The organism is Paraburkholderia sp. 32, assembly GCF_050435345.1.
GTDB classification, from domain to species: domain Bacteria; phylum Pseudomonadota; class Gammaproteobacteria; order Burkholderiales; family Burkholderiaceae; genus Paraburkholderia; species Paraburkholderia tuberum.
In genome coordinates, this window is sequence record NZ_JBNDKD010000001.1 from 3077801 (window position 1) to 3100881 (window position 23081).

Here is a 23081-nt window from a genome sequence, read left to right on the forward strand (position 1 = left end):
GTCGCTCGAAATAATGTGTGTCATACAAGACCAGGAGGGAGACACGCATGATTTACGCTCGTTCGCTGGCCGCCGCAGCCGCGCTCGTCGGAAGCTCGACGGACCGTTTAGTCCCAAACGCGGTCCTTCGCAAGGTCAGTTGGCGCGTCATGCCGCTCGTCTTGATCGCGTCTGTCTTCGCGTTCCTCGATCGAATCAATATCGGATACGCACAGCTGCAGATGAAGCAGGATCTTGCAGTGTATGGACTCGGTGCGGGCATCTCCTTCGTCACCTATCTGCTGCCCGAAAAGCGGTGATCAGCTCACTGGGCATCCTTGGCGGCTTCGTCAGCACGCCCCTGATTGGCTGGATCAAGGGTGCGGCGTGCAGCATCCGGATAGGTCTTCTGGGATTGATCGCACTTGTCATTGGCGGTGGCCTAACGATCCTGCTGGGCCTCCCAAAGAACGGAGGCCGACTGGGCCCGGGCGAAGGCACGAGCACGCACTGATCCGGCGGTCATAGTCAATCCTGTCCATTCCCCAATCCATCTGTGGAGAAGACCAGCATGAGCAAGCCCAAAGTCATCGTGACCATCGCGCCGACCGGCGGCATGGCGAACAAGAAAATGAACCCGAGCCTGCCGACACAGCCGCAAGAGATCGCCGACGACACCTACCGATGCTACAACGCCGGTGCCAGTGTCGTGGCAGTACATGCACGGCGTTCCGACGACGAGGCCACCTGCGATCCAGCAATTTATAGTCGCATCAACCGCCTGATTCGCGACAAATGCGACATCATTCTGAACAACTCTACCGGCGGTGGCATCAACGGGGACATGGTGCGCGAACTCGACAACGGTCTGTGGGAAATCCTGTGGGAGGAACGCCTGAAGGGCATGCAGGGTGATGGGGTCGAGATGTGTACGCTCGATGCACAGACTGTGATCGCAAGCTTCGGCGGCAAGGAGATACTGGTGGCGACGCCTCCTTCGCGCATCCGCCAGATCGCCGGGATGATGAGAGCGCGCGGCATCAAGCCGGAATGGGAGGTGTTTGGTCTTGCCGACATCGTTCAGGATGTCCAGCGAGCCATCAACGAGGGCCTCGACGACGCGCCGCACTTCATCAATATCGTCATCGGTGCCAATGCCTTCCAGGGCGCATTGCCCTACACGCCTCGCCTGTTGCAAACTATGGTCGACCACCTGCCCAGGGACACCGTATTTAACGTTAGCGCCATTGGCGCGGCGCAGTTGCCCGCTACGATGAACTCGCTGTTGCTGGGGGGACACGTGCGCGTCGGGCTCGAAGACAACCTTTACTACAAACAGGGCGAGTTGGCCACCAATGTGCAACTGGTCGAGCGGCTCGTTCGGCTGGTGCGCGAGATGGGTTATGAGCCGGCCACGCCGGCAGAGGCACGGGAGATCATCGGACTGCGGCCGTTGCACGAAACAACGAAGGCTGCCTGCCCGGAGAGTTAGCTCATGACAAAGCGAGCCATCAACGTCGCCATCGTCATAACTCAATTTCGAATAAAACCGCATGTGTAACCGGAACCGTGTCCGCTGATACTCAATGAGATATCAGCGGACCCACGGGCAATGAAGCGACTACGCCCCCGCTTTCACGGTATGCCGACGAAGAATGCTCGCGAGCAGTGCGCCGACCCCAAACTCCCAGGGCGCAATGCGATGCGAATAGTTGACCGTGTTGACGAGCGCACCGAATCGCGGGCTCGATATTGTCACCGTATCGCCGATCTGATGCGTGAATCCTTGCCCTGGCACGCTACGATCCGCGGTCGGTGCAAACAACGTCCCGAGATAAAGCATCATTCCGTCCGGGTATTGATGGTGAGAGCCCATCGCTTGTGCAACGAGTTCTGACGGGTCGCGGCTGATGCGTTTCATGGAACTCGCCCCTGTCAGAACATATCCATCTGTTCCTTCCACGCGCAGCGAAAGCTCCGCAGCCCGAACATCATCGAGACCGAATGTACTGTCGAAGAGGCGAATGAAGGGGCCAATCGAGGCCGACGCGTTGTTATCCTTCGCCTTACCGAGCAGCAGCGCACTGCGCCCTTCGAAATCCCGAAGATTGACGTCGTTCCCAAGCGCGGCGCCGACGATTTCCGCCTGGCTGGTCACCGCCAGCACGATTTCAGGCTCCGGGTTATTCCATTGCGAATTTTCATGAATTCCGATTTCGCTGCCGGTACCGACGGCGGACATGGGTTGTGCTTTCGTGAAGATTTCCGCATCCGGACCGATGCCGACTTCCAGATACTGCGACCACATTCCTTCCTGTATAAGCACGTGGCGCACCGCCTCGGCTTCCTCAGACCCCGGGCGAACGCTTGCGAGCCGATCGCCCAGCACGGACATGACACGCGCGCGCACTTCATCGGCGCGGCTCGCGTCACCTCCCGAACGCTCCTCGATCACCCGCTCCAGCAGGCTTTCGACGAAGGTCACACCGCTCGCCTTGACCGCCTGAAGGTCGCATGGCGCGATGAGCCAGGGGGTGGACGGATCGCGTCGGTCGAAGGCGGAATTGGCAAGAACCGAGTCGAGCGTCGCAAGTCTCGGCAGGTTCGCAGCGGCCTCCTTCAGCCGAAGGCCGATTTCTGGTTGCTCAAGCAGCGTGCTGGTCGTGAGCGCGAACGACGACACATCCACCAGTTCGCCACCGATAACGGCAACAGGAGGTCCGCTCCAATTCCGGAATCAGCTGCTCGACGCGTTGATGACTATCGGCAGGTTCAGCAGAGCTTCGGCACGACCCGCACGGTGATTGTCACCCCGCGGAATTACGATGTAGACAACACCGTGACTCTGGATGCTATACGTCAGCTAGGCATCGACCGGGCGCGCGGCATAGCGACCATCCGGCCAGACATCACCGATCGCGAACTTGATGCGCTTAACGCCGGCGGCATTCGCGGCATCCGGTTCACGCTCTACACGCCCCATGATGCGCCCACCAGCTTCGAAATGCTCGAGACTTTGAGCCACCGGGTGCACGAGCTCGGCTGGCATCTCCAGCTTCACTGGACTGCCGCCCAGATCGTCGAGTACAGCAATTTGCTGGATCGCATCCCTACCGAGTTCGTTTTCGACCACCTGGCCCGCTTGCCGGTGAACTCTGGACTAGCGCACCCTGCCAGACAACTTGTTGAACGATGGCTGACTACTGGTCGCGCGTGGCTCAAGCTGTCAGCACCTTATCTCGACTCAGTCGTCGGAGAGGCCGGCGGCTTTTCAGATACGGACGCGATGGCCCAACACTGGGTCAATGTCGCTTCGGATCGCCTGGTCTGGGGCAGCGACTGGCCGCATACCTCGATGAGGCCGGGTCCGCGGCCGTCAAACATCATTGCGAGTCTGAACCGATGGACTGAATGCGTCTCGACCCGCCATCAAATCCTTGTAGATAACCCTGAGAGACTCTACGGCTTCCGAGAACCAACGGACTAGCTTGCCGTAGAGAGCCTGACGTTAAGGTGAATGGCCCTACTAGACATGATGTATGGGCCTGCCGCACCTCAAGGTATCCGTCATGGTGACCACCGACACGTTGTCGCGATAACCCTCGGCGAAACGTGTGAAGTGATCGAATCTCCGGTGACACAAGCTGCGTAATGGCGATCGCAACAGGCGTCGGCGCATCAACCGGAACGAGTTCGAAGGGAAGGCAGATGGAAAAGGCGGAGAAGTCTTTGCGTTCGCAGATCGAAAAATGGTTTGCGCCCACGCCGGAGATGCCGGTTCGCATAACCCGATTCAGTCGGACAGGCTCGAGTCCGCGAGGGCATATCTGCGTTGAGGCATCGAGACCTGCAGGTCCGCTTGCAATTTTCTTCTTCCGCCACAATGACGGTACGTGGTGTGTGTTCCCGCCCGAGCCCGTACGTCCGGCGATGAGTGTTTCCCCCGAGTGCAGCACGATTGAGGGATCTGCGCGGCGACCTAACGCCTGGCGAGTCCAGGAATGAGTGGAGTTCAGAAATGCTTGATGAGTCGGAACGACTAACGCTGGAATACGCTCGAGAGCTGGAGGTGTGGACGTGTGCCTGGTACGACGAAGCCGTCGCAGCGAATCTTGTGCGCCCGTCGTATCACCCTGACGCGACGATCATAAAGCGTCTGCAGGGCTACTTCCACGCCGGCCTGTCGCCGGCTGAAGCCGCAGATGCATGCTTCGGAAGCAGCCACTGAAACGCCCGCGTTAAGTCCGGAACAGTACGGCGGCCGCCGACGGTCGGTCACCAATCCCGTGGCCCCGTGGCCTCTGGATGTGGTTCAATGTGGCATCGTGAAGACGGGCGCGCATCGAAAACCGCCCCAGAGTTAGCTGCAGGTGTAATCTTGGCGAATTCTGCTGCCGGGGTAACGCACTCCACCGTTTGCCTCTTCAAAGCTAACAACTTTGAGAGACAGGCCCTCGCTCTCGCTCCCCCCGAGATCAACAGGCAGTTTTCGACCGGAGGACTAGACACGACCGGCGCCACGAGACGCGGGTGCCCATGCGACGGTCACCGCAACTCGTTTGCTTATCCCGGATGACGATCTGCTCCGTGTTAAAGGAGTTGGCCGCCGGAGACATCGAACGACGTTCCGTTCGCCCAAGCCAGATCGTCAGAGAGGATGGCCGCTACAGCGCGACCGATATCGTCCGGCTCCCCTACGCGCCCTAGCGCGATCCCTTGCGCGACGAAAGCGTTGACGGCTTCGTTATCACGCACGGAGCCACCCGCGAAGTCGGTTGCGATAGCTCCGGGCGCGATCGTATTTACGCGAATTTTTCGCTCGGCAAGCTCCACTGCCATGAACCGGCTCAACACCTCGACAGCAGCCTTCATCGCTGAATAAACACTGAACCCCGGCAGCGTGAAGCGAACAAAGCCCGACGAGACATTCAAAATGCGACCGCCGTCCTCCATTCGTGGGAGCAACTTCTGCGTCAGGAAGATGGGAGCCCGCAAGTGCGTGTCGACGAGGACGTCAAACTGTTCTTCCGTTGTCTCGACGAATTGGGCTCGCAAGCCGACGCCGGCATTGTTGACGAGGTAGTCGAAACGGCTGCGCCCAAATTTATCGCTCAGCACCGACTGCACGGTATCGCTGAAGCTGGAAAAGCTCGCCGTGTCGGTTACGTCTAGCGCGCACATCGCCGCCTTGCCGCCCTTGTCTTCGATTTCCTGCCTGAGCGCGTTGGCCTCGTCCCGACCAGTGCGATAGGTGCCCACAATACCTACGCCTCGCGCTGCCAGATGCAAGGCCATGTTGCGGCCCAAGCCACGGCTTGCGCCCGTGATCAAAGCGATCTTTGCTGCCATAAGAACCTCATGAATAGTTTGTTGTGAAACGGCCGCTGTGCCACGACCGGTGTGTTCAACAATTTATGACGAAACGTGTTTGCAATCTCCCCCAAAGCGCTTATTCTTTTGCCTGATTGTCTCAGCCGCCTGACTTACGTACATAAACCACTATGCGCTCCACCTCGTCAACGCTTCTGGAAATTGCGCTACGGCATGCCAAACCAGGGGAGGCTAAAACAGGAATCCCCCGTCTCGAGCTACGAAGTGGCCACGGACGAATTGGGGAGCATGCATGTCTATACCGTTCAATGGCGTGTTTTGTTCTCCAGGGGAGCAAACAAGTGGCCATTGGAGAACAGGTGCTGAGCTATGACAACTCGCATTACCTGGTCAGCGCGCTCGACCTCCCACTGATGGGGCGGGTGTATAGCGAGAGTCGGCACCGACCCTATGTTGCCCTGAATCTGGAGCTGGATCCTGGGTTACTCACCGAGTTGATCATGGCGATGCCTCCCGCCGGGGAAGACGGGACCAACGCCCTTGCGCTTTCGATCACAACTATGACAGAAGAGGTCAGAGACGCGCTGCGCCGGATTCTCACCCTTCTTGATCATCCAGGCGAAATTCCCATTTTGGCTCCCATGCTAGAACGTGAATTACTCTTCCGGCTCTTACAGGGACCCAATGGAAAGTTATTGCGTCAAATTGCGAGCCCCAGAGGTGCACTTTCTCAGGTGCGACGGGCAGTCGGCTGGATAAGTGAAAACTTTGACCGCCCGCTCAAGATCGATGAAGTGTGTGAGGCTTGCGGCATGAGCAGAGCGAGCCTCCATCGGAACTTTCGTGCGGTCACGGGGCAAAGTCCCTTGCAATACCAGAAGCAGCTCCGTCTGCTCGAAGCAAGACGACTGCTCATGGCAGGGGAACACAATACATCTGCCGCAGGATTCGCTGTGGGCTACGAGAGCTCATCGCAGTTCAGCCGGGAGTATCTGAGACAGTTCGATACCAGCCCAAGCAAGGACATGCCGCGACGACAGCAAGAGAAAGCTGTCACCTAGCCCAAACCGGGAGCCGCTCCTTCGAAGCAAATTCGCAGTCACCCGTGGTCGGGCTGTTGCGACGGCTCATCGACCAACGCATAGGTAGGAGCGGAGCTCGAAACTGTCCCTGAGAGCATTGCACGCTTTACCTCCATTTCGCGCACAATGACCAGGTCCATCCAGGTACAGTTGCGCCTGACTGTAGGCCGCACTTTACAGCGCATGGCGGGTTCTGTATATCCAAGCCTTATCCGGCCAATTTCGTAATCGCTACGCGGCTGCCCGCTTGCTCCCGCAGACGAAACTTCTGAATCTTCCCTGTCGCGGTTTTGGGCAATTCGCCGAAGATCACACGACGCGGGCATTTGAAATGCGCCAGTCGCTCCCGACAGAACAGGATTACATCCTCCTCTGTTAGATTCGAGGCATCCGGCTTCAGTTCGATAAACGCGCAAGGCGTCTCGCCCCATTTCTCATCGGGCTGCGCGACCACGGCTGCGTTCAGGACGCCCGACATCCGATAGATCACCTCCTCCACCTCCACCGACGAAATGTTTTCTCCACCCGAGATGATTACGTCTTTGGAGCGGTCCGTGATCTGGATATAGCCATCAGGATGGACGACGGCAATATCTCCGGTATGGAACCAACCGCCGGCAAAAGCTTTTTCCGTTGCTTTGGGATTCTTGAGGTATCCCATCATCACCGTGTTCCCCTGGACCAGAACCTCGCCGCAAGAACTGCGATCGGCCGGCACCGGCTCAAGCGTCGCAAGATCAGCGACCGACATTTTTTCGAACGCTGCGGCACGTACACCTTGCCGCGCTTTCAATTTCCCTTGCTGCTCCCGCGGCAACGCATCCCACTCGTCATGCCATGCACAGCTGATCGGGGTGCCGGAAATCTCAGTAACTCCAAAGACGTGGTCGACATCGAAACCCATCGCGCCAACGGCCTCGAGCACAGCGGCCGGCGCCGGCGATCCGGCAGTAAGGACCCGCACCCGACGCGGCAGCGGCTGCCGTTCCGATTCAGGCATGCTTGCGATGCCTGACAGGACAATCGGTGCCGCACAGAAATGATCGACACCATGTTTGACGATAGCAGAGAGAATATTGACAGCATTTACCTTGCGCAGGCATACGTGCGTTCCCGCCGCGGCAGTAATTGCCCATGTGAAGCACCAGCCGTTCGCGTGGAACATGGGAAGCGTCCACAGGTAAATTGGCGCACGCGGGAGCGGCCAGTTCGTCATCTGCACCAGGCTCATCAGATACGTTCCGCGGTGGCTCGGAACGACGCCTTTCGGATCCCCGGTCGTACCCGAGGTGTAGTTGAGCGCAATCGGCGTCCACTCATCGGCCGGGTGGCGACCGGCAAATGCCGGATCGCCGCGCGCCAGCAGCGACTCATAATCAGTTTCCCCGATGGCGGTGCCGTCCGGCGCTTCGTGGTCGTTGATGTCGATCACACGCGGCGGATTGGGGACCGACCGCAAGGCTTTCTCGACCAGCGGAGCAAATTCACGATCTACAAGCAGGAGCTTGCATTCGCCGTGGCGCAGAATGAATGCGACACCGTCAGCATCGAGGCGGCAATTAACGGCATTGAGCACGGCACCGGACAACGGCACGCCAAAGTGAGCCTCCAGCATCGCCGGAGTGTTCGGCGCGATGATCGACACCGTATCGCCCAATTCGATCCCCAACTGGACGAGCGCCGACGCGAGGCGATAACAACGCTCGCGGGTTTCGGCCCACGTCTGCTGGAAGTCGCCATGAATGATGGCGGTTCGATCCGGATAGACGTCAGCGGTTCGATCGAGGAAGGTCAATGGCGTCAATGGAACGTAGTTTGCCGCGTTCTTCTCAAGTCCTTGAGAGTAGGCCTTTGCACTCATGACTTTGTCTCCGTTCATTCTTCGTAGAAAGTAGTGAAATCGCCGACCGGGCTGCGCTCCGTTACGAGCGAGTTCTCGATGCAGCTGGGATCCGCATAACCCAGACTCATCCCGCAGACCAACATGTGATTGTCGGGAATGGACAGTTCGTTGGCGATGACACGGTGGAACTTGTTGAAAGCCGCCTGCGGGCAGGTGTCGAGGCCCCGCGCCCGGGCAGCAATCATGACGCTTTGCAGGAACATGCCGGTATCCAGCAGACTTCCTTCACGCATGACCCGGTCAACCGTGAAAAACAGGCCTACGGGCGCATCAAAGAAGCTGTAGTTGCGGCCGTGCTGGACGTGCATTCGCTCCTTGTCCCCCTTCTGGATGCCCAGCAGGCCGTACAGATTCCAACCGACCTCCCGCCGGCGGTCCACATACGGCGCGATCCATTCGCGCGGGTAGTAATCGTAGGGCTCGTCCAGCCCTGAACTTCGTGCAGGATCATCATTGATCTCGTTGATGGCAGCAGACAGGCGGGACTTCATCGTGCCTGTCACAACATGCACATGCCAGGGCTGGATGTTGACGCCGGTTGCGCTGAAGCGCGCAACGTTGAGGATGGACGCGACTTCCTCGGGGGGAACCGGTATGGGCAGGAAAGCACGGACGCTGCGCCGGGTGACGAGTGCCCAGTCGACGGCTCGACTCACGTCGGCAAACGAGCTGAAAGGAGGAGGAGATAGACGGTCCATTTTTTTCGGCATGTTGAAAATTTGCTGCGACATGGGTTTGGCGTTTTTTCGCGTGGAGAGCCCGTAAGAGCCGCGCTCTTCACACGAACGAACCTCGGCCATGAAGCAGCGTATGGTAGAGACATCAGCGCCCTGCGCTACCCTGAACTGCGGCGACAGGCGCGCTGGCTGAGCGGTATGAGTCGGCACGTGCCTGATTGATCAGCGTCACCGCCGCCGCACCGATGAGGCCAGCCAGACCGATCGCCATGAAGTTCTGTTCAAGCGGAAGCTTCAGGGAGACGAGCCAACCGATGAGCACCGGTGCCACGATGGCGCCGATCCGGCCCACGCCAGAAGCAAAGCCAACACCGGTAGACCGGATCTCATGAGGATAGAAGTCACCCGCATAAGCATAGGCAAGCAGTTGTGTACCAAGCGTCGATGCGCCGACAACGAATACAACGACTAACAACGACACGGTCGACTTCGTGTAGCCCATCAGTGACAGCGCAACCGCCCCGACGACGTAAAACGCAGTCAGCACCCTCTTGATGTTGACCTTGTCGCTGAGCCAACCGCCAAAAATCGCACCGGCGATGGCGCCGACGTTGAAGACGATCACGAAGTTCAAAGCTGAACCCAGGCTGTATCCAGCCATTGCCATCAGCTTGGTCAACCAGGAGCTGAGTGCGTAGACCATGAACAGGCCAGTCATGAACGCGACCCAGATCATCGTGGTACTGACGCCCCGCCCATCCTGGAAGAGGCGTCGCACCGAAGCGTCCTTGCTTTTGACCGCCGACGATCCGGCAAACTGCTCCTGACCGCTCACCGCATAGTCGGGCACCAACCGCTTCACGACGGTGCGCAGTTCGTCGTGCCGGCCGCTTTTGACCAGGAAGGTCATCGAATGGGGCATCGTTTTGATGATGAACGGAATGAGCAGGACAGGCAGGCCTGCGGCAAAAAAGACGGATTGCCAGCCGTAGCTGCCGATAAGCTGCTTTGCAGTCAGCGCCACAAGAATTCCGCCAATGGAATATCCCGCGAACACCAGCGTCACCAATCGCGTGCGCAGGGCGTTCGGCGAAAATTCCCCCATCTGCGCGGTGACAATTGGCAACACGCCGCCAATGCCCAGACCGGCGATGAATCGCGTCATGCTAAAGACGACGGGATCGCTGGTCAACCCAGCCGCTGCAGTGAAAAGACTGAACAGCGCGACGCAAACACAGATCATTATTGGTCGGCCGAAACGGTCAGCCAGCGTGCCAAGGAAAATGGCCCCGAGCATCACACCAAAAAGTGCCGATCCGGCCATGACGCCAGCCCTGGTCGCATCAATGCCCATGTCCTTCATGATCGATGGCAGCGCTGCGCCCACGACGGCAAGATCGTAGCCGTCGAGTATCAACATCAGCAGACACCAGAACAGGATCAGGGTGTGAAAGCCATTGAATCTTGCCTCACCCGCGAGTGAGTGCACGTCGATCTGGTTCATTTTGTCTTATATGGACGCCTCCCGGTTTGCCAGGTGATATTCGGTGTGTGACGGACAGGATGAGGTTGCAGACTTATATCCGGCCTGTGGTGCGGATGGTGATCCGCTGGCCCTGATGGAATCTGCCGGGGAAGTCCTCATCTCCTGCGAGTCCTCGAAGGACAAGACAGAATTCAGGTTTGCTTCCCCGCGGTCCGACCTGTTTCGCCATCACATGTATATCAACCTGCGCAACCTATTAGCGACCACGTCTCCATAGTTAGTTGATCTTCTACGCAGCGTGAGCCACGTAACCAGATTGGTACGTTCGAGCGTGGGCAAGCAGCGCCCAGATCGTGCGTGCCGTTTTGTTTGCGAGCGCGACGACCACTACATTGAACGGTCGTCGCGCGAGCAAACGTTGCAGCGCGTCGCTCAGGCGCTTCGGATGCGAGAGCACTGCGCGCGCGCCGTGAATCAGCAAGGTACGCAAGTACACGTCGCCTCTTTTGCTGATGCCCAGCAGCTTGACACGACCTCCCGTGCCGCTTTGCCGTGGCACCAGACCGAGGAACGCGGCGAACTCGCGCCCGGAGCGAAACGTACTCGCCTCGCCGATGGTGGCAATGGCGGCAGTCGCCGTGAGCAGGCCCACACCCGGAATGGCGGCGAGCCGCGTGGCCCCTTCGTCCTGGCGCAACCATGCTGCGAGCCGGTGTTCAATGGCACGGATGTCGCGCGTGAGCGCTTCGATACGCTGCAGTTGTTCGCGAAGCGTGTCGATGACCATGGCGGGCAAAGCGTCGGCCAGCTCGCCAAGCATGCGGGCCGCGTCGTTCATGCTGTGCGAGCCGCGATGCACTGCCGCGCCAAACTCGTACAGCAAGCCGTGCGTCTGGTTAATCTGCATGCGACGCATCTTGAGCAGTTGTGCGCGCACGCGGTGCAGCGTCAGCACCGCTTGCTGCGCTTCGCTCTTCACAGCGACGAAACGCATCTCCGGCCGTTGTGCAGCTTCCCAGATCGCCTGCGCGTCTGCCACATCGGTCTTGTTGCGCTTCACAAACGGTCGGACGAATGACGGCGCAATGAGCCGGACTTGATGACCGAAGCTCGCGAAGCGGCGTGCCCAGTAATGGGCGCTGCCGCACGCTTCCATCGCGATGAGCGCGGGCGCCTGCTTCGCGAAGAACGTCACGAGCTGTTCGCGCTTGAGCTGACGACGGTTGATCTCGCCTGTGTCCATGTCTACCCAGTGCACCTGAAAGACCCGCTTTGCCAGGTCCACGCCAAATGTCGTAGTCTTCATTTCGAGCCCTCCTTACCCTTCCTGGTCGTTTTGACACCACCACTTTGGCACTCTGATGCCGTCGGGTATAGCGAGGGCTCCGCCGTTCCTACTGCCTCTCCTATCCGACGCGGGAGGGAGGCGTCCATACCATCTCCTTCGGTTTTATGTCGTAGGTGAAGTCCAGGCGGCCCCCAACGACGCCTTAATGAGGTGGCCCGTCGCTAATCGGATCCGCCATTAGTACCTTGCTGTAACAAGTGTCGGGCGGACGAGGCTGGTAGTCCATGTCCATCAACGTCAACTCGGATGAGGTCCCCGAACACCGACGTTCGCCGGCACTGGCCGCAGGTCCTGGCGAGCTACTGGACGAAATCGCTTGCCGGTTTAGAGAAATGTGTTGTCGGACCGACTGGCACCAGGGTCAGGCGGTCGCGCCGGTGCGCGGCAGCCCCAGTCGAGGATCAAAATGTCGGGTGCCAGGGACGGTTGGTCAGCAGGGGGGAGCTCTCTCGGCATGGAGATTCGCCTCTCAGTTCTCCGATACCGGCAAGGGCGGCTGCGTCGTGACCCATTTCAGTAGTACCAGATGTGTAGATGTGGATGAAAGGCGCATTTGTGCCCAGTATTGCAGCGGTTACCGGCTCTTTAGTCCGGGTCTCAGGACGGACTGGAAGATGACGGCCGACGGATCGGATATTTCCCCTTCAACGCCATCGATCACGACAACCCGCCGTGGAGGGTCCTCAGGCATATCTTCGGCCGAGGCCATTGCGCCGAATCACAAATCAGACGTTCGCATGGCGGCCAGTGAGTCACGGCGCGATCGCCGAGGAAGCAAACGCGGCGGCAAAAAACGGCGCGTGCGCGGTGCCTGATTTGCAGATACTCATCAAAGCGACCAGAAATTCCTGACCCTTTCCGGCAAAGCTGGCAGCCCAGCCGCCGTCCTTACGCCGCGCGAGCCTCTGACTGGCGCTTTAGCTCACCATACGTCACGCGTTTAGTCGTAGCCTGTGTCGCCCCGGAACGACCTGAGGCTTTACAGTAATTGTGGTCTGCCACCCTTACCGCAGATGGGATGGATGAGTGGCCTCGGCCAACGCCGCAGGTTGAGCGGCGTCGCGTCGCGGTCGGCCTTGGTCAGTATGGCCACGAGCGGGATGTCCTGCGCTTCGGTGATGACGTGGTGCATTGCACCTGGTCGGAACGTATGCGCCCAATCGCGGTAGCGCTGGCAGAACTCAGCGTAACGGTAACCGCCACGAACTGCGGTTGGGCGCGCGCTGCCAACCGGGCTAGTCCGAGCACACGAAGCTAGTTGCAAGATTCTGGTCGCCGCCGACGTATTTTGGCCACTGTGGGTATTCGCACAGTGGTCGGGTACGTCCAGCGGTTGGCGGAGCAACGTCAGTGATCGTCAGATTACGGGGCTCGCTCCCTTTCGTGACCCAATTGTCGAGTGCCGTCAGACCATCGTAGGAACCATTGAACTGGCCGCCGAAACCATGCGCCGCGCCAGGTACCAGGTAAAATTTCAGAAATTGATCAAGCGGCGCCTGCCCGAACCTGGATACTAGGCGGTTATAGTAGTCAATCGACAGTTGCGCTGGAATGAACTGGTCAGCTTGTCCGTGCTGGAGAATGATCTTGCCGCCGCGACTTTGGAATTGGGTCAAGTCAGTGCTCGTGCTATCCATCAGTGCACTCACCGCCTGGACGCGCGCGGTTAGTGATCCCGGGTCGGCAGGGTTAAAGTTGAGAATGCTCAAGCCAGGATCGCGAGCGACCGCAAACCGGAGCATGTCATTTGGGAACGTGTAGAAAAACGCGCTTTCCCCGTTCACCCCGGGTTCGATCGTGGCATCGGCGGCCGACGCGCCCCATGTCAGCGTAGTGGACCAAAAGTCTGCCCCGGCGAATGCGTTGTATGCAGGAAAAGTTTGAATTCCGTTGGCCAGATTAAAGCTAAGGTTGAGCGGAGTCGCAGCGGTGGTCATTGTATTGATTTGCGCGTCGGACAGGCATGTGTCGCCGGTGTCGACTCCGCCGGAGCAGCGAACCAACTTTGGATCGAACACGCACGCTGAAGGGTTACTAATGACGCCATCAGCCACGCCATCCAAAGCGTCACATTGCTTCATGACCGCTGCCAGAAGCGCCGCGCCCTTGGCGGGGGTGACATATCCTCCAGGGGCCAGGAGCGATTGCGAAATCCGGCCCATTTGGAGCCACAGCCCTGTGATTCCCGAAGCGGGAAACGACGAAATGATACCGTCGTAGTCCTGTGGAAATCGCTCCGCGGCGATCAGGCCTTGACGTCCACCGCTGGATCCACCAATAAAATAACTGTGCACAAAAGACGAGCCGTAACGTGTCTTCGCAAGGTATGCCGCAAAATCATGCGTCTTCTTGATATGATCGCCTGCGTAATTAGCGAGTGCCTCATCATTTGCTGCAAATGAACCATCGAGGGCGCTTCCTTCATGCCCGCTGTCGCTTCCAAGAGTCACGTAGCCTCTGCGCAACGGCGTAGTGACGCCCGCAGGTTCTACGCCGGCCAGGAAACCATCGACGGGTGAGCCCTCGGTATCGGGGATGCTACCGTCAAAACCCGACCCGCCAAAGTGAACAGATTTTCCGTTGAAGTTGGTGGGGAGGTCCACCTCCGCGTGAATATCTGGCGCATTGAAATCCACCGGATGAATACTTCCTAGTACTTTGCAATATTCGCCATTGGTGTTGCCAGAATCCGTATCGGCAACGAGCGTCGCGGATACGACGGTGGCACCGGTTGTCGGCAACCCGATCGAGGCGGCAGGAACGGTCATGCCAGCCAACGCACTGCACATCGCGGCAGACGTCTGCACCGCGACGTTTGCCGGCGCCGAGTCATGGCCACCGCAACCGGATATGACAATAGTTGGTGCTGCTAACAAGGCACTCGCAATTGCCGAGCTTCGGGCGCTTCTCAACCGGGTTCTCATTCTCGTCTCCGTATAGTTATCACCGCCATACTGACTGGCTGATTTCGAGCAATTTTTGCTTTCTACCGCTGCTATGCTCGTGAAGCGTTAGTCCGAAACTGCGCGCCATATACGTGGCACTCGGGTAACGCTTCACTTCTTGTCTCGCAGCGATCAAGTGCGTGGCCGTCACGGGACCAGTCCTGTCCTTCCTGGAACCGGTCGCGACGCTCGTCTTCTTTGCCAAACGCGACTGCAGTGTCAACCTGATTGGAACCTCAATCCATGTCCGCCGACCTCAGTTTGAATGAGGTCCGCGGATACACTGCTCTTTCCTCGTGCCTTGCACCCGGCTGAACCGTAGCGCTGAGGATCAAGTGGGTGTCAGTGGAATGCGGCTTCGGTGCGACATGCCTATGCGCAGTCGCATCGATCGCCCGGTTATGCGTTTGAGTCGGCAGGTCAGCTTTTGCGCGACGCGCGGTTTGAAGACGAGGCTGGAATCTTCCGAACGATCAGGCGTACAAGCACATCGGTACGCGCCAGCTGCGCCGCGACGACGGTACCAGCCCTAAACGGAAGAAGTCGCCCTGCCATGACGGTACATTCCTGGGCTGACCCCAGTCCACTTCCTGAAGGCCCTATGAAAAGCGCTGGTCTCCTGAAATCCAGTCCGTGCAGCGACTTCGGCAACCGTGAGAGAACTGCTGGAAAACAACTCGATGGCGATGTCACGGCGCAATTCGTCTTTCAGTTGCCGATAGTTCATGCCTTCGGCCAGCAGACGGCGCTGCAGCGTTGCCGAGGACAGATTCAGTAACTGCGATAGCGCGTCGAGGTCAGGCCAGTCGTCGGGAACCTGGTTTCGCAAGCGGCGCCTTATCAGGGCAGTAGTGCTGGACTCATTGCGATATTTCACCAGTATATTTGCTGGTGCATTGTGCAGGAATGCACGCAGGCTCGTTTCCGTCTCGGCCAGTTTGAGCTCGAGGAAACTGCGGTTGAAGCGGATGAGGGTCTGCTCTGCGGAGAATGTCACATCCTCGCAGAAGCGCATGCGGTAGTCGCTGTCATCGATTGGCGCGGAAGCGCGAAACCTCATCTCGATCAGCGGAATCCGTCTGCGTGCCAGCCAACATGCAAGGCCGTGCACGAGGATGAACCACGTCCCGTAGGCAAAGAGGCGGCGCGTCAGCCCATCGTCATGCAGGATGATCAGTGCCTGCTCGCCCTCGCAGCGTAGCTCCCCATGAACGTCGTCGAGTATCGCGCGCAGAAATTTCAGCATGCGACGCAGCGCGTGTTCGAGGTTGTCAGCATGCAGAACCGCGTGACACATCAGAGCATAACTGCCCCGGCGCAGCGGGTGGCTGTCCAGACCGAAAAACTCGTCGTCCATCAAGTCGGCCAGAGCCGCCCACAGGCGCGAAAAGGCTAACGCGGGCACGCGGGCTCTCGGGGCATTCAACAATTCTGCCGCGATGCCAGCATGCTGCAATGCGGCCGACACATCCAGATTACGTTGCGTAGCGACAAGAATCGCTTCACGCACCAAGCTGATAGAGGTTGTGCCCTTGTCTTGAGCGTCATTCATGGTCAGGTTCCACCCACAGAAGTGCACTGATGTTAATCGCTGCCGGGCACAAGTGAAACCTCCTACCACTGGGCCCCAGTAGTCATCGGCCGACGAGCGCTGCCGGGCAACTGAATCTCCGCGCGATGTGTCCCAAAGGCTCATGCACGGCGAGGTCTGTGGGCATGGCCGTACTCCCGCATGCCACTTACCATAACCAGCCAGTAGATCGTCGCGAACGCAGGGTTTGTCGGCGGAAATTGTGCAGCAGCGTGCCGGTGATATCGCCTAACCGTCCAAGGGACATCTATGGCTCCGGAATTCCTTCTCACACCAGAGTAGGCCCCGTGCGGTGCGCGTCAAGGTGGTCACTTTCAGGAAACAGAAATGCAGATTCAAGATAAAGGTTTCGTCGTCACAGGCGGCGGCTCAGGGCTCGGCGCCGCCACGGCGCGCCGACTGGTGACGGGCGGCGCCCGCGTGCTGCTCGTAGACCTGAACCAGGAAGCCGGTGCCGCACTGGCGGCGGAACTGGGCTCCAATGCCCGCTTTGCCAGAGCTGACGTATGCGACCCTGCCAGCGCGGACCATGCATTGGCCACGTTCCGCGACACCTTCGGCGCGCCGCATGGCCTGATCAATTGCGCCGGCGTTGCCCCCGCCGAGAAAGTGCTTGGCCGCGAAGGCCCGCACCGGCTGGAGAGTTTCGCCCGCACCGTTCAGATCAACCTGATTGGCGCGTTCAACATGATACGGCTGGCCGCGGCCTGCATGGCGGAGAATATGCCCGACACTGATGGCGAGTGCGGGGTCATTATCAACACCGCTTCAGTCGCAGCCTTCGATGGCCAGATCGGGCAAGCGGGCTACGCGGCCTCCAAAGGCGGCGTGGTCGCGATGACATTGCCCATCGCTCGTGAATTGGCGCGCCATGGCATTCGCGTGGTCGCCATCGCGCCTGGGATCATGGAAACGCCTATGCTAAAAGGCATGCCCACGGAGCTACAGGACGCGCTCGGAAAGATGGTCCCCTTTCCCGCGCGTCTCGGACGGCCTGACGAATTCGCGGGCCTTGTGTTGCACATCCTCGAAAACACTTACCTCAACGGCGAGGTGATCCGCCTTGATGGCGCCATCCGCATGGCAGCCAGGTGACCCGCGTCCAGAGCACCCACCATGATATCTGCTGCTTGCCGCGGGTAGCCCGAGTCGCCGGGCCCGAATGCGATCAGTTGATTCGTCCACGATGAAGCCTTTCGTCCCCCCTTGCAACGCCGCCATGGAGCGGCGGATGGAGACTCACATGCCTACCTCTTCGACTTCCGATGATCCCGTCGTTATCGTCGGCGCCGCCCGCACGCCGCTGGGTGGTTTCCAGAGCGACCTTGCCTCGCTGACAGCGCCGCAACTGGGGGCCAGTGCCATCCGTGCCGCAGTGGATCGGGCTGGGCTGCCGCCTGAGGCCGTCGAGGAGATACTCATGGGCTGCGTGCTGCCCGCCGGCCTGGGCCAGGCACCCGCACGTCAAGCGGCGCTGGCAGCCGGACTGCCGCTCACGGCGGGCTGCACCACGATCAGTAAGGTGTGCGGCTCGGGCATGAAGGCCACGATGCTGGCCCACGACCTGCTGCTGAGCGGGAGTCAACGCATAATCGTGGCCGGCGGCATGGAATCCATGAGCAACGCGCCATACCTGCTGCCCAAGGCCCGCTCGGGCCAGCGACTGGGGCATGGCCAGGTGCTGGACCACATGTTCTTCGACGGCCTGGAGGACCACTACGGCAGCGCCTCCAACGGTCGCCTGATGGGCACCTTCGCCGAGGACTGCGCACGCCACTTCGGTTTCACGCGTGAGGAGCAGGACGCCTATGCCTCCACCTCTACACTGCGCGCGCAGCAGGCGCAGCGCGACAGCCTGTTCCGGTGGGAGATCACGCCCGTGACTGTGCCAGGCCGCGGCGGTGAGAAACTCGTCGACGCGGACGAGGCGCCGGCGAAGGCGCAACTGGACAAGATCTCCACGCTCAAACCTGCCTTCGCCGTCGACGGCACAGTCACGGCAGCGAACTCCAGTTCGATCTCCGACGGCGCAGCGGCGCTCGTGCTGATGCGCCGGTCCACCGCACGCGAACACGGTTTGTCGCCGCTGGCCGTTGTTCACGGACACGCCACACACTCGCAGGAGCCGGCACGGTTCACCACTGCGCCCATAGGCGCGATCCAGAAGTTGCTCGCCAAGGTCGACTGGCAGGTTGGCGATGTCGACCTGTGGGAAATCAACGAGGCCTTCGCCGTGGTGGTCATGGCCGCGATGCGGGAGCTGTCGTTGCCGCACGAACGAGTGAATGTGCATGGTGGTGCGTGCGCACTGGGCCACCCGATCGGCGCTACCGGCGCACGCCTTGTCGTGACGCTGCTCGGCGCACTTCGCCACCGCGGCGCCAGGCGTGGCGTGGCAAGCCTCTGCATCGGTGGTGGCGAAGCCACGGCGCTGGCAATTGAAATCGTCTGATGTGCCATTTGTCGCTCAGGTCGAGGAAACAATCGTCTTTTCATGGCTGTATTTCCGCAGCCTGCTAAGGTCGTTGTCAGGGGCTTTGTCAATAAGGGAGCTGCTACGCCGAAGCCCCGAGACGAACGACCTGCTTGATGAAGCAGAACCCGAATCCGGCTGTGGCGGAGGTGCTCAAGCGTCTGCACTGTCCGCTTGATGTAATCCTTCTGTGCGTGCGCTGGTACGTTGCGTATCCGCTGAGTCTGCGCCATCTCGAGCAGATGATGGCCGAGCGAGGAATTTCGGTTGATTATTCGACCGTGCATCGCTGGGCGCTCAAACTGTTGCCGGTGCTGGAGAAAGCATTCCGACGCAGCAAGCGGGCGGTCAGCAAGATCTGGCGTATGGACAAAACGTACATTCGAGTCAGGGGACGACTGGAAATACCTGTATCGCGCGGTGGACAAGGCTGGCAATACGATCGATTTCCTGCTGCGAGCCCATCGTGACAAGGTTGCGACCCGGCGCTACTTCGAAAAGGCGATCGCCCAGAACGGCGGACCGGAGACCGTGGCGATCGATAAAAGCGGATCCAATCTGGCGGCGCTACAGGCGCTCAACGCCGAATGTGAAACGCCGATCAGGATCCGCCCGAAGAAGTACCTGAACAACGTCGTCGAGCAGGACCACCGCGCCATCAAGCGGCGCACCAGATCGATGCTGGGCTTCAGGAATTTTCGTTGTGCACGCATCATTCTTGGCATCGAATTCATGCACATGATCGTCAAAGGCCAGACAAAAGACGGTGGTATCGCGCAAACTCCCTCCCAGCAGTTCTACTCGTTGGTCGCATAGGTAGTCCTCGTCATATTGTCGTTTGTTTGACTCGCCTTCTTTATCGCGACAAAGCCCGACCGTTGTGTCCCACTTCGAGTTAACGTGGTCCGCGACAAAGACAAACGCTGGAAGTGGCTTGCGTCACCCCATTGTGACAACGACCTTGCCAACCTTGCCCCGGTCCGTTAGCGCAGCAACGGCATCCCTTGCGTGCTCAAGCGCGAAGCGACTGACGGCGGGCCTTAGAAGATCGCCTCTGACTACCGCATCGAACAGTTCCCCACGAACAACCTTGGCTACCTCCAGCTCCGACGACAAAAAATGTCGGATCTCTACGCCCACTAAACTGAGACTCTTCAACAATGCGAGGTTCACCGGCAGTGCGGGTATCTTTCCGGAAGTGAAGCCGACAACTAGATGTCGGCCGCCTTTTCCCAATGAACGAAAGATCGACTCGAACTGGTCACCTCCCACAGGATCCACTGCAACGTCAATAGCCATCCAGCCCTCTATTCTTGAGCTGGTCGCGAATTGACATGCCCGAGGTGCCGGAATTGATCACCTCGATTGCGCCGAGGCCCCTAACCCGTTCGGCTTTCTCGGCCGTTGATACTGCGGCAATTACTTTGCCGCCCAGTCGCGCGGCGATCTGGACGGCAGCCGAACCGACGCCACCCGCCGCGCCGAGAACTAATACAGTTTCACCCGCCACGAAAGACCCGCGGCGGACTAGAGCATAGTGCGCTGTTTGATAGTCCACCAACATGGCGGCGGCACTGACAGGGTCAAGTGACGAAGCTACGACTTGAACCTCTCGAAATGGCACGCGCACATATTCTGCCAATCCTCCGCCCAACTGCCAGGTCACTACGCGGTCTCCTGGCACAACGCCGGTGACGTTCGAACCCACCTCCTCCACGACACCGCAAATTTCGCCGCCAGGAACATACGGCAAAGGCGGCTTGATTTGATATCGGCCTTGTAGCATAAGCCCATCGACGAAACCAAGCGCTGTAGCTTCGACCTTTAAAAGAACATCATCGTTTGTGATGGTCGGCACTGCTACATCCTCGTTCTTCAGCAACGCAGGGCTGGCAAAATCCCGGACAATTATCTGTAACATTTCTTGCCTCAATCAGGTTGAAACCGACGATATATCCAGCTGACTCGGGCCAGCGCGCGCTTTTCAGGTGAACCCCCGAGCTTTCGGGCTGCCGCCCATCGCCTGTAGCATTGCACAAACAACAAGCTTGTATGCGGTGGACAACTATAGAATGCCCCTATTCCACCGCCTTCACCATATCTCCAATCATCTTCTTCGCGTCACCAAACACCATCATCGTCGTGTCCATGTAGAACACATCATTGTCGAGTTCCGCATAACCCGCAGCCATCGAACGCTTGTTCACGATGACCGTGAGCGCCTTGAAAGCCTCAATAATCGGCATGCCCGCGATCGCCGACTTCGGATCGGTCTTCGCCGCACGGTTCACCACGGCGTTCGCGCCGGGCGCCAACACCACGTCGACCTGGCCAAACTCGTCGTTCATGTCGTCCATTTCGTTTCGGACACCATGTCGTACGGCACTTCGGCTTCGGCCAGCAGCACGTATGTAGCCCAGCATCCGTCCGGCCACCAGTGAGTCGCGTACTTCACCTCGATGCCCCTCTCCATCAGCTTGTCGGTCGGCTCCTTCAATGCGTGTGCGCCAGCGCGACGGCCAGCCCATAGCCCGGCACGATCACCACGGTCCCGGCATTGCCGAGCATGAACGACGCATCGTCGGCCGAACCCGATTTCACCGGACGCTGCTGCGCCGAACCGCCCGCTACCGCCACGCCTGCGTCGTTGCCGAAGCCGCCGAGAATCACGTTGAAGAATGAACGGTTCATCGCCCGGCACATGATGTACGACAGGATCGCGCCCGACGACCCCACCAGCGAGCCCGCGATGATCAGCATCGGATTGCTCAGCGAGAAGCCGATGCCCGCGGCCGCCCAGCCAGAATACGAAGTCAGCATCGACGCCACTACCGGCAGTCCGCGTCACCGATCGGAATGATGATCAGCACGCCGAGCATTAAAGAGGCTTTCCGAGGCCGCACAAATTTACAGGATCATCAGGCGCGAATCTCATCGTAGTGCGGAGAGCGATCTTCAAAACGACACCGAAAAAGTTTAGGCTAGCCAATTACAGCATCGAAACTCAGGGTTGCAAAATCGGGAGGACCATAAAATTTAGTTGTGTGAGCGAAGATACGTCTGCGAAAACGTCGCTTCAAATCGTTCTATGAAGATAAGTTTTCTTTATCTTTCTCTTTACGGCGGCGTTTCGTTGCATGAGTTGGGCAATACAACACGAGGCGGCTGATGACGCGGCCGCGCCGGTCCGGCACTGATCAGTCATTGATGCACGGCGCCGCAGCACTGGAGACTTTTGCTACGTACTCCATATTGATTGACGCAAAGAGTCGGCGATGGTAGCCTCTTCAGCGTGGCTCCCCATCGCCGTTCCTCTTTCGTTACATACCAAGGATCTCTCCCAAACGACGCACTCCACCGTGCTGACCAGCACGTCGATTGATACCGGAGCTGGCAACTGGCGCTAATGGACTTCGCTAGCATTCATCGCGAACGCCAACTGCTGCCGGGTTCCTGGAGCAGTTCGGGCTAGCACCGGAGTTACGACCCCAAGTTCGCGTGATTCGATCATCGCGCGCTGGCCTCGCGCCTCGGCGACGACCGGGACGATGCGCGCCTAGTAGCGCAGCAGCGTGCCGATCGGCGGCGCTTGCCGGCGGACTCCTGATCGTTCCTTTTGCATGGCGAACTGGTGTTCAGACCGTTGCCACGCCGCTGGCCGGATTGACTTTCGGCCGGCGGTCCTGCCAGGTCCGAGGCGACCGGTCCAGGTGGTCGACTGCGCATGGCCAAACGAAGGATGCGGACAACGTTGTCCGGCGACGCCGGACGGCGACGAGCCATCCGTCACCGCCGTCTGCCGCGCGAACAGATCTTGGCCCGCTGTCAGCCAGCTGTCAGGCGCCGTTCACGGCATCCTTGAACGCCTTGCCCGCCGTGAACCTGACCGTCTTCGCCGCAGCGATCTGGATCTCGGCGCCGGTCGCCGGGTTACGGCCGACCCGCGCTGCGCGCGCGCCCGTTGAAAACGAGCCAAACCCGATCAGTGGCACGGTGTCGCCCTGGGTGACCGCCGTCGTGATGGCGCCGATCAGCGCATCGAGGGTTTCGGCGGCCAACGCCCTGCTGGTACCGGTCTTGGCGGCGACGGCGTCGACGGGTTCCTGCTTGTTCATCCGGTTTCCCTGTTGGGGTGATGGGAAGCCGCCACCCTACCCGATTCACAGGCCCGCGCGCAATGAGCGTTCAACGTCCGCAGTCGTGACCGATGCCCGGACAGGACAACCTCCAGTGCCAGGCCGGTACCCCTTTCGGCCAAGGCGCGCA

At 59.5% G+C, this 23081-nt stretch carries 22 protein-coding genes and 2 pseudogenes; 8 read left to right on the forward strand and 16 right to left on the reverse strand.

Annotated features, from left to right (window positions below):
* Positions 1-47: 47 nt before the first annotated feature.
* Together OKW26_RS14205 and OKW26_RS14210 are read left to right on the forward strand one after the other, a co-directional pair.
* Complete coding sequence (locus OKW26_RS14205) at positions 48-299, forward strand: hypothetical protein (RefSeq protein WP_429353996.1); 252 nt, start codon at positions 48-50, stop codon at positions 297-299.
* Between the two features lie 251 nt (positions 300-550).
* Entirely contained in the window at positions 551-1471 is a 921-nt protein-coding gene (locus OKW26_RS14210) for a 3-keto-5-aminohexanoate cleavage protein (RefSeq protein ID WP_429353997.1), read from the forward strand.
* A gap of 129 nt (positions 1472-1600) precedes the next feature.
* Here OKW26_RS14210 and OKW26_RS14215 read toward each other — a convergent pair.
* A pseudogene (locus OKW26_RS14215) lies at positions 1601-2695 on the reverse strand (fumarylacetoacetate hydrolase family protein); the annotation flags it as partial.
* Between OKW26_RS14215 and OKW26_RS14220 the strand changes: the two are divergent.
* Both OKW26_RS14220 and OKW26_RS14225 read left to right on the forward strand, forming a co-directional pair.
* Entirely contained in the window at positions 2621-3466 is an 846-nt protein-coding gene (locus OKW26_RS14220) for an amidohydrolase family protein (RefSeq protein ID WP_429353998.1), read from the forward strand. The pseudogene OKW26_RS14215 and the gene OKW26_RS14220 overlap by 75 nt on opposite strands.
* A gap of 531 nt (positions 3467-3997) precedes the next feature.
* Positions 3998-4207 carry a hypothetical protein gene (locus OKW26_RS14225; RefSeq protein ID WP_429353999.1) on the forward strand — a complete coding sequence of 70 codons (210 nt, stop codon included), beginning with the start codon at positions 3998-4000 and terminating at the stop codon, positions 4205-4207.
* A 362-nt stretch (positions 4208-4569) separates the two neighbouring features.
* Here the strand turns inward: OKW26_RS14225 and OKW26_RS14230 are convergent, their stop codons facing one another.
* A complete protein-coding gene (locus OKW26_RS14230) occupies positions 4570-5328 on the reverse strand; it encodes an SDR family NAD(P)-dependent oxidoreductase (RefSeq protein ID WP_429354000.1) in 759 nt (252 codons plus the stop codon).
* A gap of 152 nt (positions 5329-5480) precedes the next feature.
* Between OKW26_RS14230 and OKW26_RS14235 the strand changes: the two genes are divergently transcribed.
* Positions 5481-6371 (forward strand): AraC family transcriptional regulator N-terminal domain-containing protein, encoded by an 891-nt coding sequence (locus tag OKW26_RS14235; protein WP_429354001.1) that lies wholly within the window; start codon positions 5481-5483, stop codon positions 6369-6371.
* 229 nt (positions 6372-6600) lie between these two features.
* On the opposite strand, the gene OKW26_RS14240 is transcribed toward OKW26_RS14235, so the two are convergent.
* The 8 genes from OKW26_RS14240 to OKW26_RS14275 all read right to left on the reverse strand — a co-directional run bounded on the left by OKW26_RS14240 (position 6601) and on the right by OKW26_RS14275 (position 16303).
* Positions 6601-8253: an AMP-binding protein gene (locus OKW26_RS14240; protein ID WP_429354002.1), complete on the reverse strand. Its 1653-nt coding sequence runs from the start codon at positions 8251-8253 to the stop codon at positions 6601-6603.
* 14 nt (positions 8254-8267) lie between these two features.
* On the reverse strand, positions 8268-8993 hold the full coding sequence (locus OKW26_RS14245; RefSeq protein WP_429354241.1) for a nitroreductase: 726 nt from the start codon (positions 8991-8993) through the stop codon (positions 8268-8270).
* 124 nt (positions 8994-9117) lie between these two features.
* A complete protein-coding gene (locus OKW26_RS14250) occupies positions 9118-10476 on the reverse strand; it encodes an MFS transporter (RefSeq protein ID WP_429354003.1) in 1359 nt (452 codons plus the stop codon).
* Positions 10477-10747: 271 nt separating this feature from the next.
* Positions 10748-11764: an IS110 family transposase gene (locus tag OKW26_RS14255; RefSeq protein WP_429353833.1), complete on the reverse strand. Its 1017-nt coding sequence runs from the start codon at positions 11762-11764 to the stop codon at positions 10748-10750.
* A 1021-nt stretch (positions 11765-12785) separates the two neighbouring features.
* Positions 12786-12938 carry a hypothetical protein gene (locus OKW26_RS14260; protein WP_429354004.1) on the reverse strand — a complete coding sequence of 51 codons (153 nt, stop codon included), beginning with the start codon at positions 12936-12938 and terminating at the stop codon, positions 12786-12788.
* Between the two features lie 103 nt (positions 12939-13041).
* Positions 13042-14730: a tannase/feruloyl esterase family alpha/beta hydrolase gene (locus tag OKW26_RS14265; protein ID WP_429354005.1), complete on the reverse strand. Its 1689-nt coding sequence runs from the start codon at positions 14728-14730 to the stop codon at positions 13042-13044.
* 19 nt (positions 14731-14749) lie between these two features.
* Positions 14750-14902, reverse strand: coding sequence for a transposase (locus tag OKW26_RS14270; RefSeq protein WP_429354006.1), 153 nt, complete (start codon positions 14900-14902; stop codon positions 14750-14752).
* A gap of 378 nt (positions 14903-15280) precedes the next feature.
* Positions 15281-16303, reverse strand: coding sequence for an AraC family transcriptional regulator (locus tag OKW26_RS14275; RefSeq protein WP_429354007.1), 1023 nt, complete (start codon positions 16301-16303; stop codon positions 15281-15283).
* A 366-nt stretch (positions 16304-16669) separates the two neighbouring features.
* Between OKW26_RS14275 and OKW26_RS14280 the strand changes: the two genes are divergently transcribed.
* The 3 genes from OKW26_RS14280 (at position 16670) to OKW26_RS14290 (ending at position 19631) form a co-directional block, all read left to right on the forward strand.
* Positions 16670-17437 carry a 3-hydroxyacyl-CoA dehydrogenase gene (locus tag OKW26_RS14280; RefSeq protein WP_429354008.1) on the forward strand — a complete coding sequence of 256 codons (768 nt, stop codon included), beginning with the start codon at positions 16670-16672 and terminating at the stop codon, positions 17435-17437.
* 148 nt (positions 17438-17585) lie between these two features.
* Positions 17586-18794 carry an acetyl-CoA C-acyltransferase gene (locus tag OKW26_RS14285; RefSeq protein ID WP_429354009.1) on the forward strand — a complete coding sequence of 403 codons (1209 nt, stop codon included), beginning with the start codon at positions 17586-17588 and terminating at the stop codon, positions 18792-18794.
* 137 nt (positions 18795-18931) lie between these two features.
* Positions 18932-19631, forward strand: a protein-coding gene (locus OKW26_RS14290; protein ID WP_429354010.1) for an IS6 family transposase whose coding sequence is annotated in 2 segments (ribosomal slippage) — positions 18932-19204 and positions 19206-19631 — 699 coding nt in all. Because the reading frame shifts where the segments join, the coding sequence is not laid out codon by codon here.
* A gap of 123 nt (positions 19632-19754) precedes the next feature.
* Here OKW26_RS14290 and OKW26_RS14295 read toward each other — a convergent pair.
* The 6 genes and pseudogenes from OKW26_RS14295 to OKW26_RS14320 all read right to left on the reverse strand — a co-directional run.
* Positions 19755-20114, reverse strand: coding sequence for a zinc-binding dehydrogenase (locus OKW26_RS14295; RefSeq protein WP_429354011.1), 360 nt, complete (start codon positions 20112-20114; stop codon positions 19755-19757).
* Complete coding sequence (locus OKW26_RS14300; RefSeq protein WP_429354012.1) at positions 20104-20736, reverse strand: alcohol dehydrogenase catalytic domain-containing protein; 633 nt, start codon at positions 20734-20736, stop codon at positions 20104-20106. The genes OKW26_RS14295 and OKW26_RS14300 overlap by 11 nt, the downstream gene beginning before the upstream one ends.
* Before the next feature lie 157 nt (positions 20737-20893).
* The gene (locus OKW26_RS14305; protein WP_429354242.1) at positions 20894-21226 is read right to left on the reverse strand and encodes an NAD(P)(+) transhydrogenase (Re/Si-specific) subunit beta; all 333 of its coding nucleotides are present in this window, start codon (positions 21224-21226) and stop codon (positions 20894-20896) included.
* A complete protein-coding gene (locus OKW26_RS14310; RefSeq protein WP_429354259.1) occupies positions 21160-21312 on the reverse strand; it encodes a hypothetical protein in 153 nt (50 codons plus the stop codon). The genes OKW26_RS14305 and OKW26_RS14310 overlap by 67 nt, the downstream gene beginning before the upstream one ends.
* Positions 21309-21635 (reverse strand): NAD(P)(+) transhydrogenase (Re/Si-specific) subunit beta, encoded by a 327-nt coding sequence (locus OKW26_RS14315; protein WP_429354013.1) that lies wholly within the window; start codon positions 21633-21635, stop codon positions 21309-21311. Before OKW26_RS14315 ends, OKW26_RS14310 begins: the two co-directional genes overlap by 4 nt.
* 1016 nt (positions 21636-22651) lie before the next feature.
* Positions 22652-22942, reverse strand: a pseudogene (locus OKW26_RS14320) (HU family DNA-binding protein); the annotation flags it as partial.
* Positions 22943-23081: the final 139 nt, after the last annotated feature.

Bases quoted from the DNA above. Each gene is read 5' to 3' on its own strand.
- OKW26_RS14205 (WP_429353996.1), top strand. From the start codon at position 48: ATGATTTACGCTCGTTCGCTGGCCGCCGCAGCCGCGCTCGTCGGAAGC.
- OKW26_RS14210 (WP_429353997.1), top strand. From the start codon at position 551: ATGAGCAAGCCCAAAGTCATCGTGACCATCGCGCCGACCGGCGGCATG.
- OKW26_RS14225 (WP_429353999.1), top strand. From the start codon at position 3,998: ATGCTTGATGAGTCGGAACGACTAACGCTGGAATACGCTCGAGAGCTG.
- OKW26_RS14230 (WP_429354000.1), bottom strand. From the start codon at position 5,328: ATGGCAGCAAAGATCGCTTTGATCACGGGCGCAAGCCGTGGCTTGGGC.
- OKW26_RS14235 (WP_429354001.1), top strand. From the start codon at position 5,481: ATGCGCTCCACCTCGTCAACGCTTCTGGAAATTGCGCTACGGCATGCC.
- OKW26_RS14240 (WP_429354002.1), bottom strand. From the start codon at position 8,253: ATGAGTGCAAAGGCCTACTCTCAAGGACTTGAGAAGAACGCGGCAAAC.
- OKW26_RS14245 (WP_429354241.1), bottom strand. From the start codon at position 8,993: ATGGACCGTCTATCTCCTCCTCCTTTCAGCTCGTTTGCCGACGTGAGT.
- OKW26_RS14250 (WP_429354003.1), bottom strand. From the start codon at position 10,476: ATGAACCAGATCGACGTGCACTCACTCGCGGGTGAGGCAAGATTCAAT.
- OKW26_RS14255 (WP_429353833.1), bottom strand. From the start codon at position 11,764: ATGAAGACTACGACATTTGGCGTGGACCTGGCAAAGCGGGTCTTTCAG.
- OKW26_RS14260 (WP_429354004.1), bottom strand. From the start codon at position 12,938: ATGCACCACGTCATCACCGAAGCGCAGGACATCCCGCTCGTGGCCATA.
- OKW26_RS14265 (WP_429354005.1), bottom strand. From the start codon at position 14,730: ATGAGAACCCGGTTGAGAAGCGCCCGAAGCTCGGCAATTGCGAGTGCC.
- OKW26_RS14275 (WP_429354007.1), bottom strand. From the start codon at position 16,303: ATGAATGACGCTCAAGACAAGGGCACAACCTCTATCAGCTTGGTGCGT.
- OKW26_RS14280 (WP_429354008.1), top strand. From the start codon at position 16,670: ATGCAGATTCAAGATAAAGGTTTCGTCGTCACAGGCGGCGGCTCAGGG.
- OKW26_RS14285 (WP_429354009.1), top strand. From the start codon at position 17,586: ATGCCTACCTCTTCGACTTCCGATGATCCCGTCGTTATCGTCGGCGCC.
- OKW26_RS14295 (WP_429354011.1), bottom strand. From the start codon at position 20,114: ATGGCTATTGACGTTGCAGTGGATCCTGTGGGAGGTGACCAGTTCGAG.
- OKW26_RS14300 (WP_429354012.1), bottom strand. From the start codon at position 20,736: ATGTTACAGATAATTGTCCGGGATTTTGCCAGCCCTGCGTTGCTGAAG.
- OKW26_RS14315 (WP_429354013.1), bottom strand. From the start codon at position 21,635: ATGCTGACTTCGTATTCTGGCTGGGCGGCCGCGGGCATCGGCTTCTCG.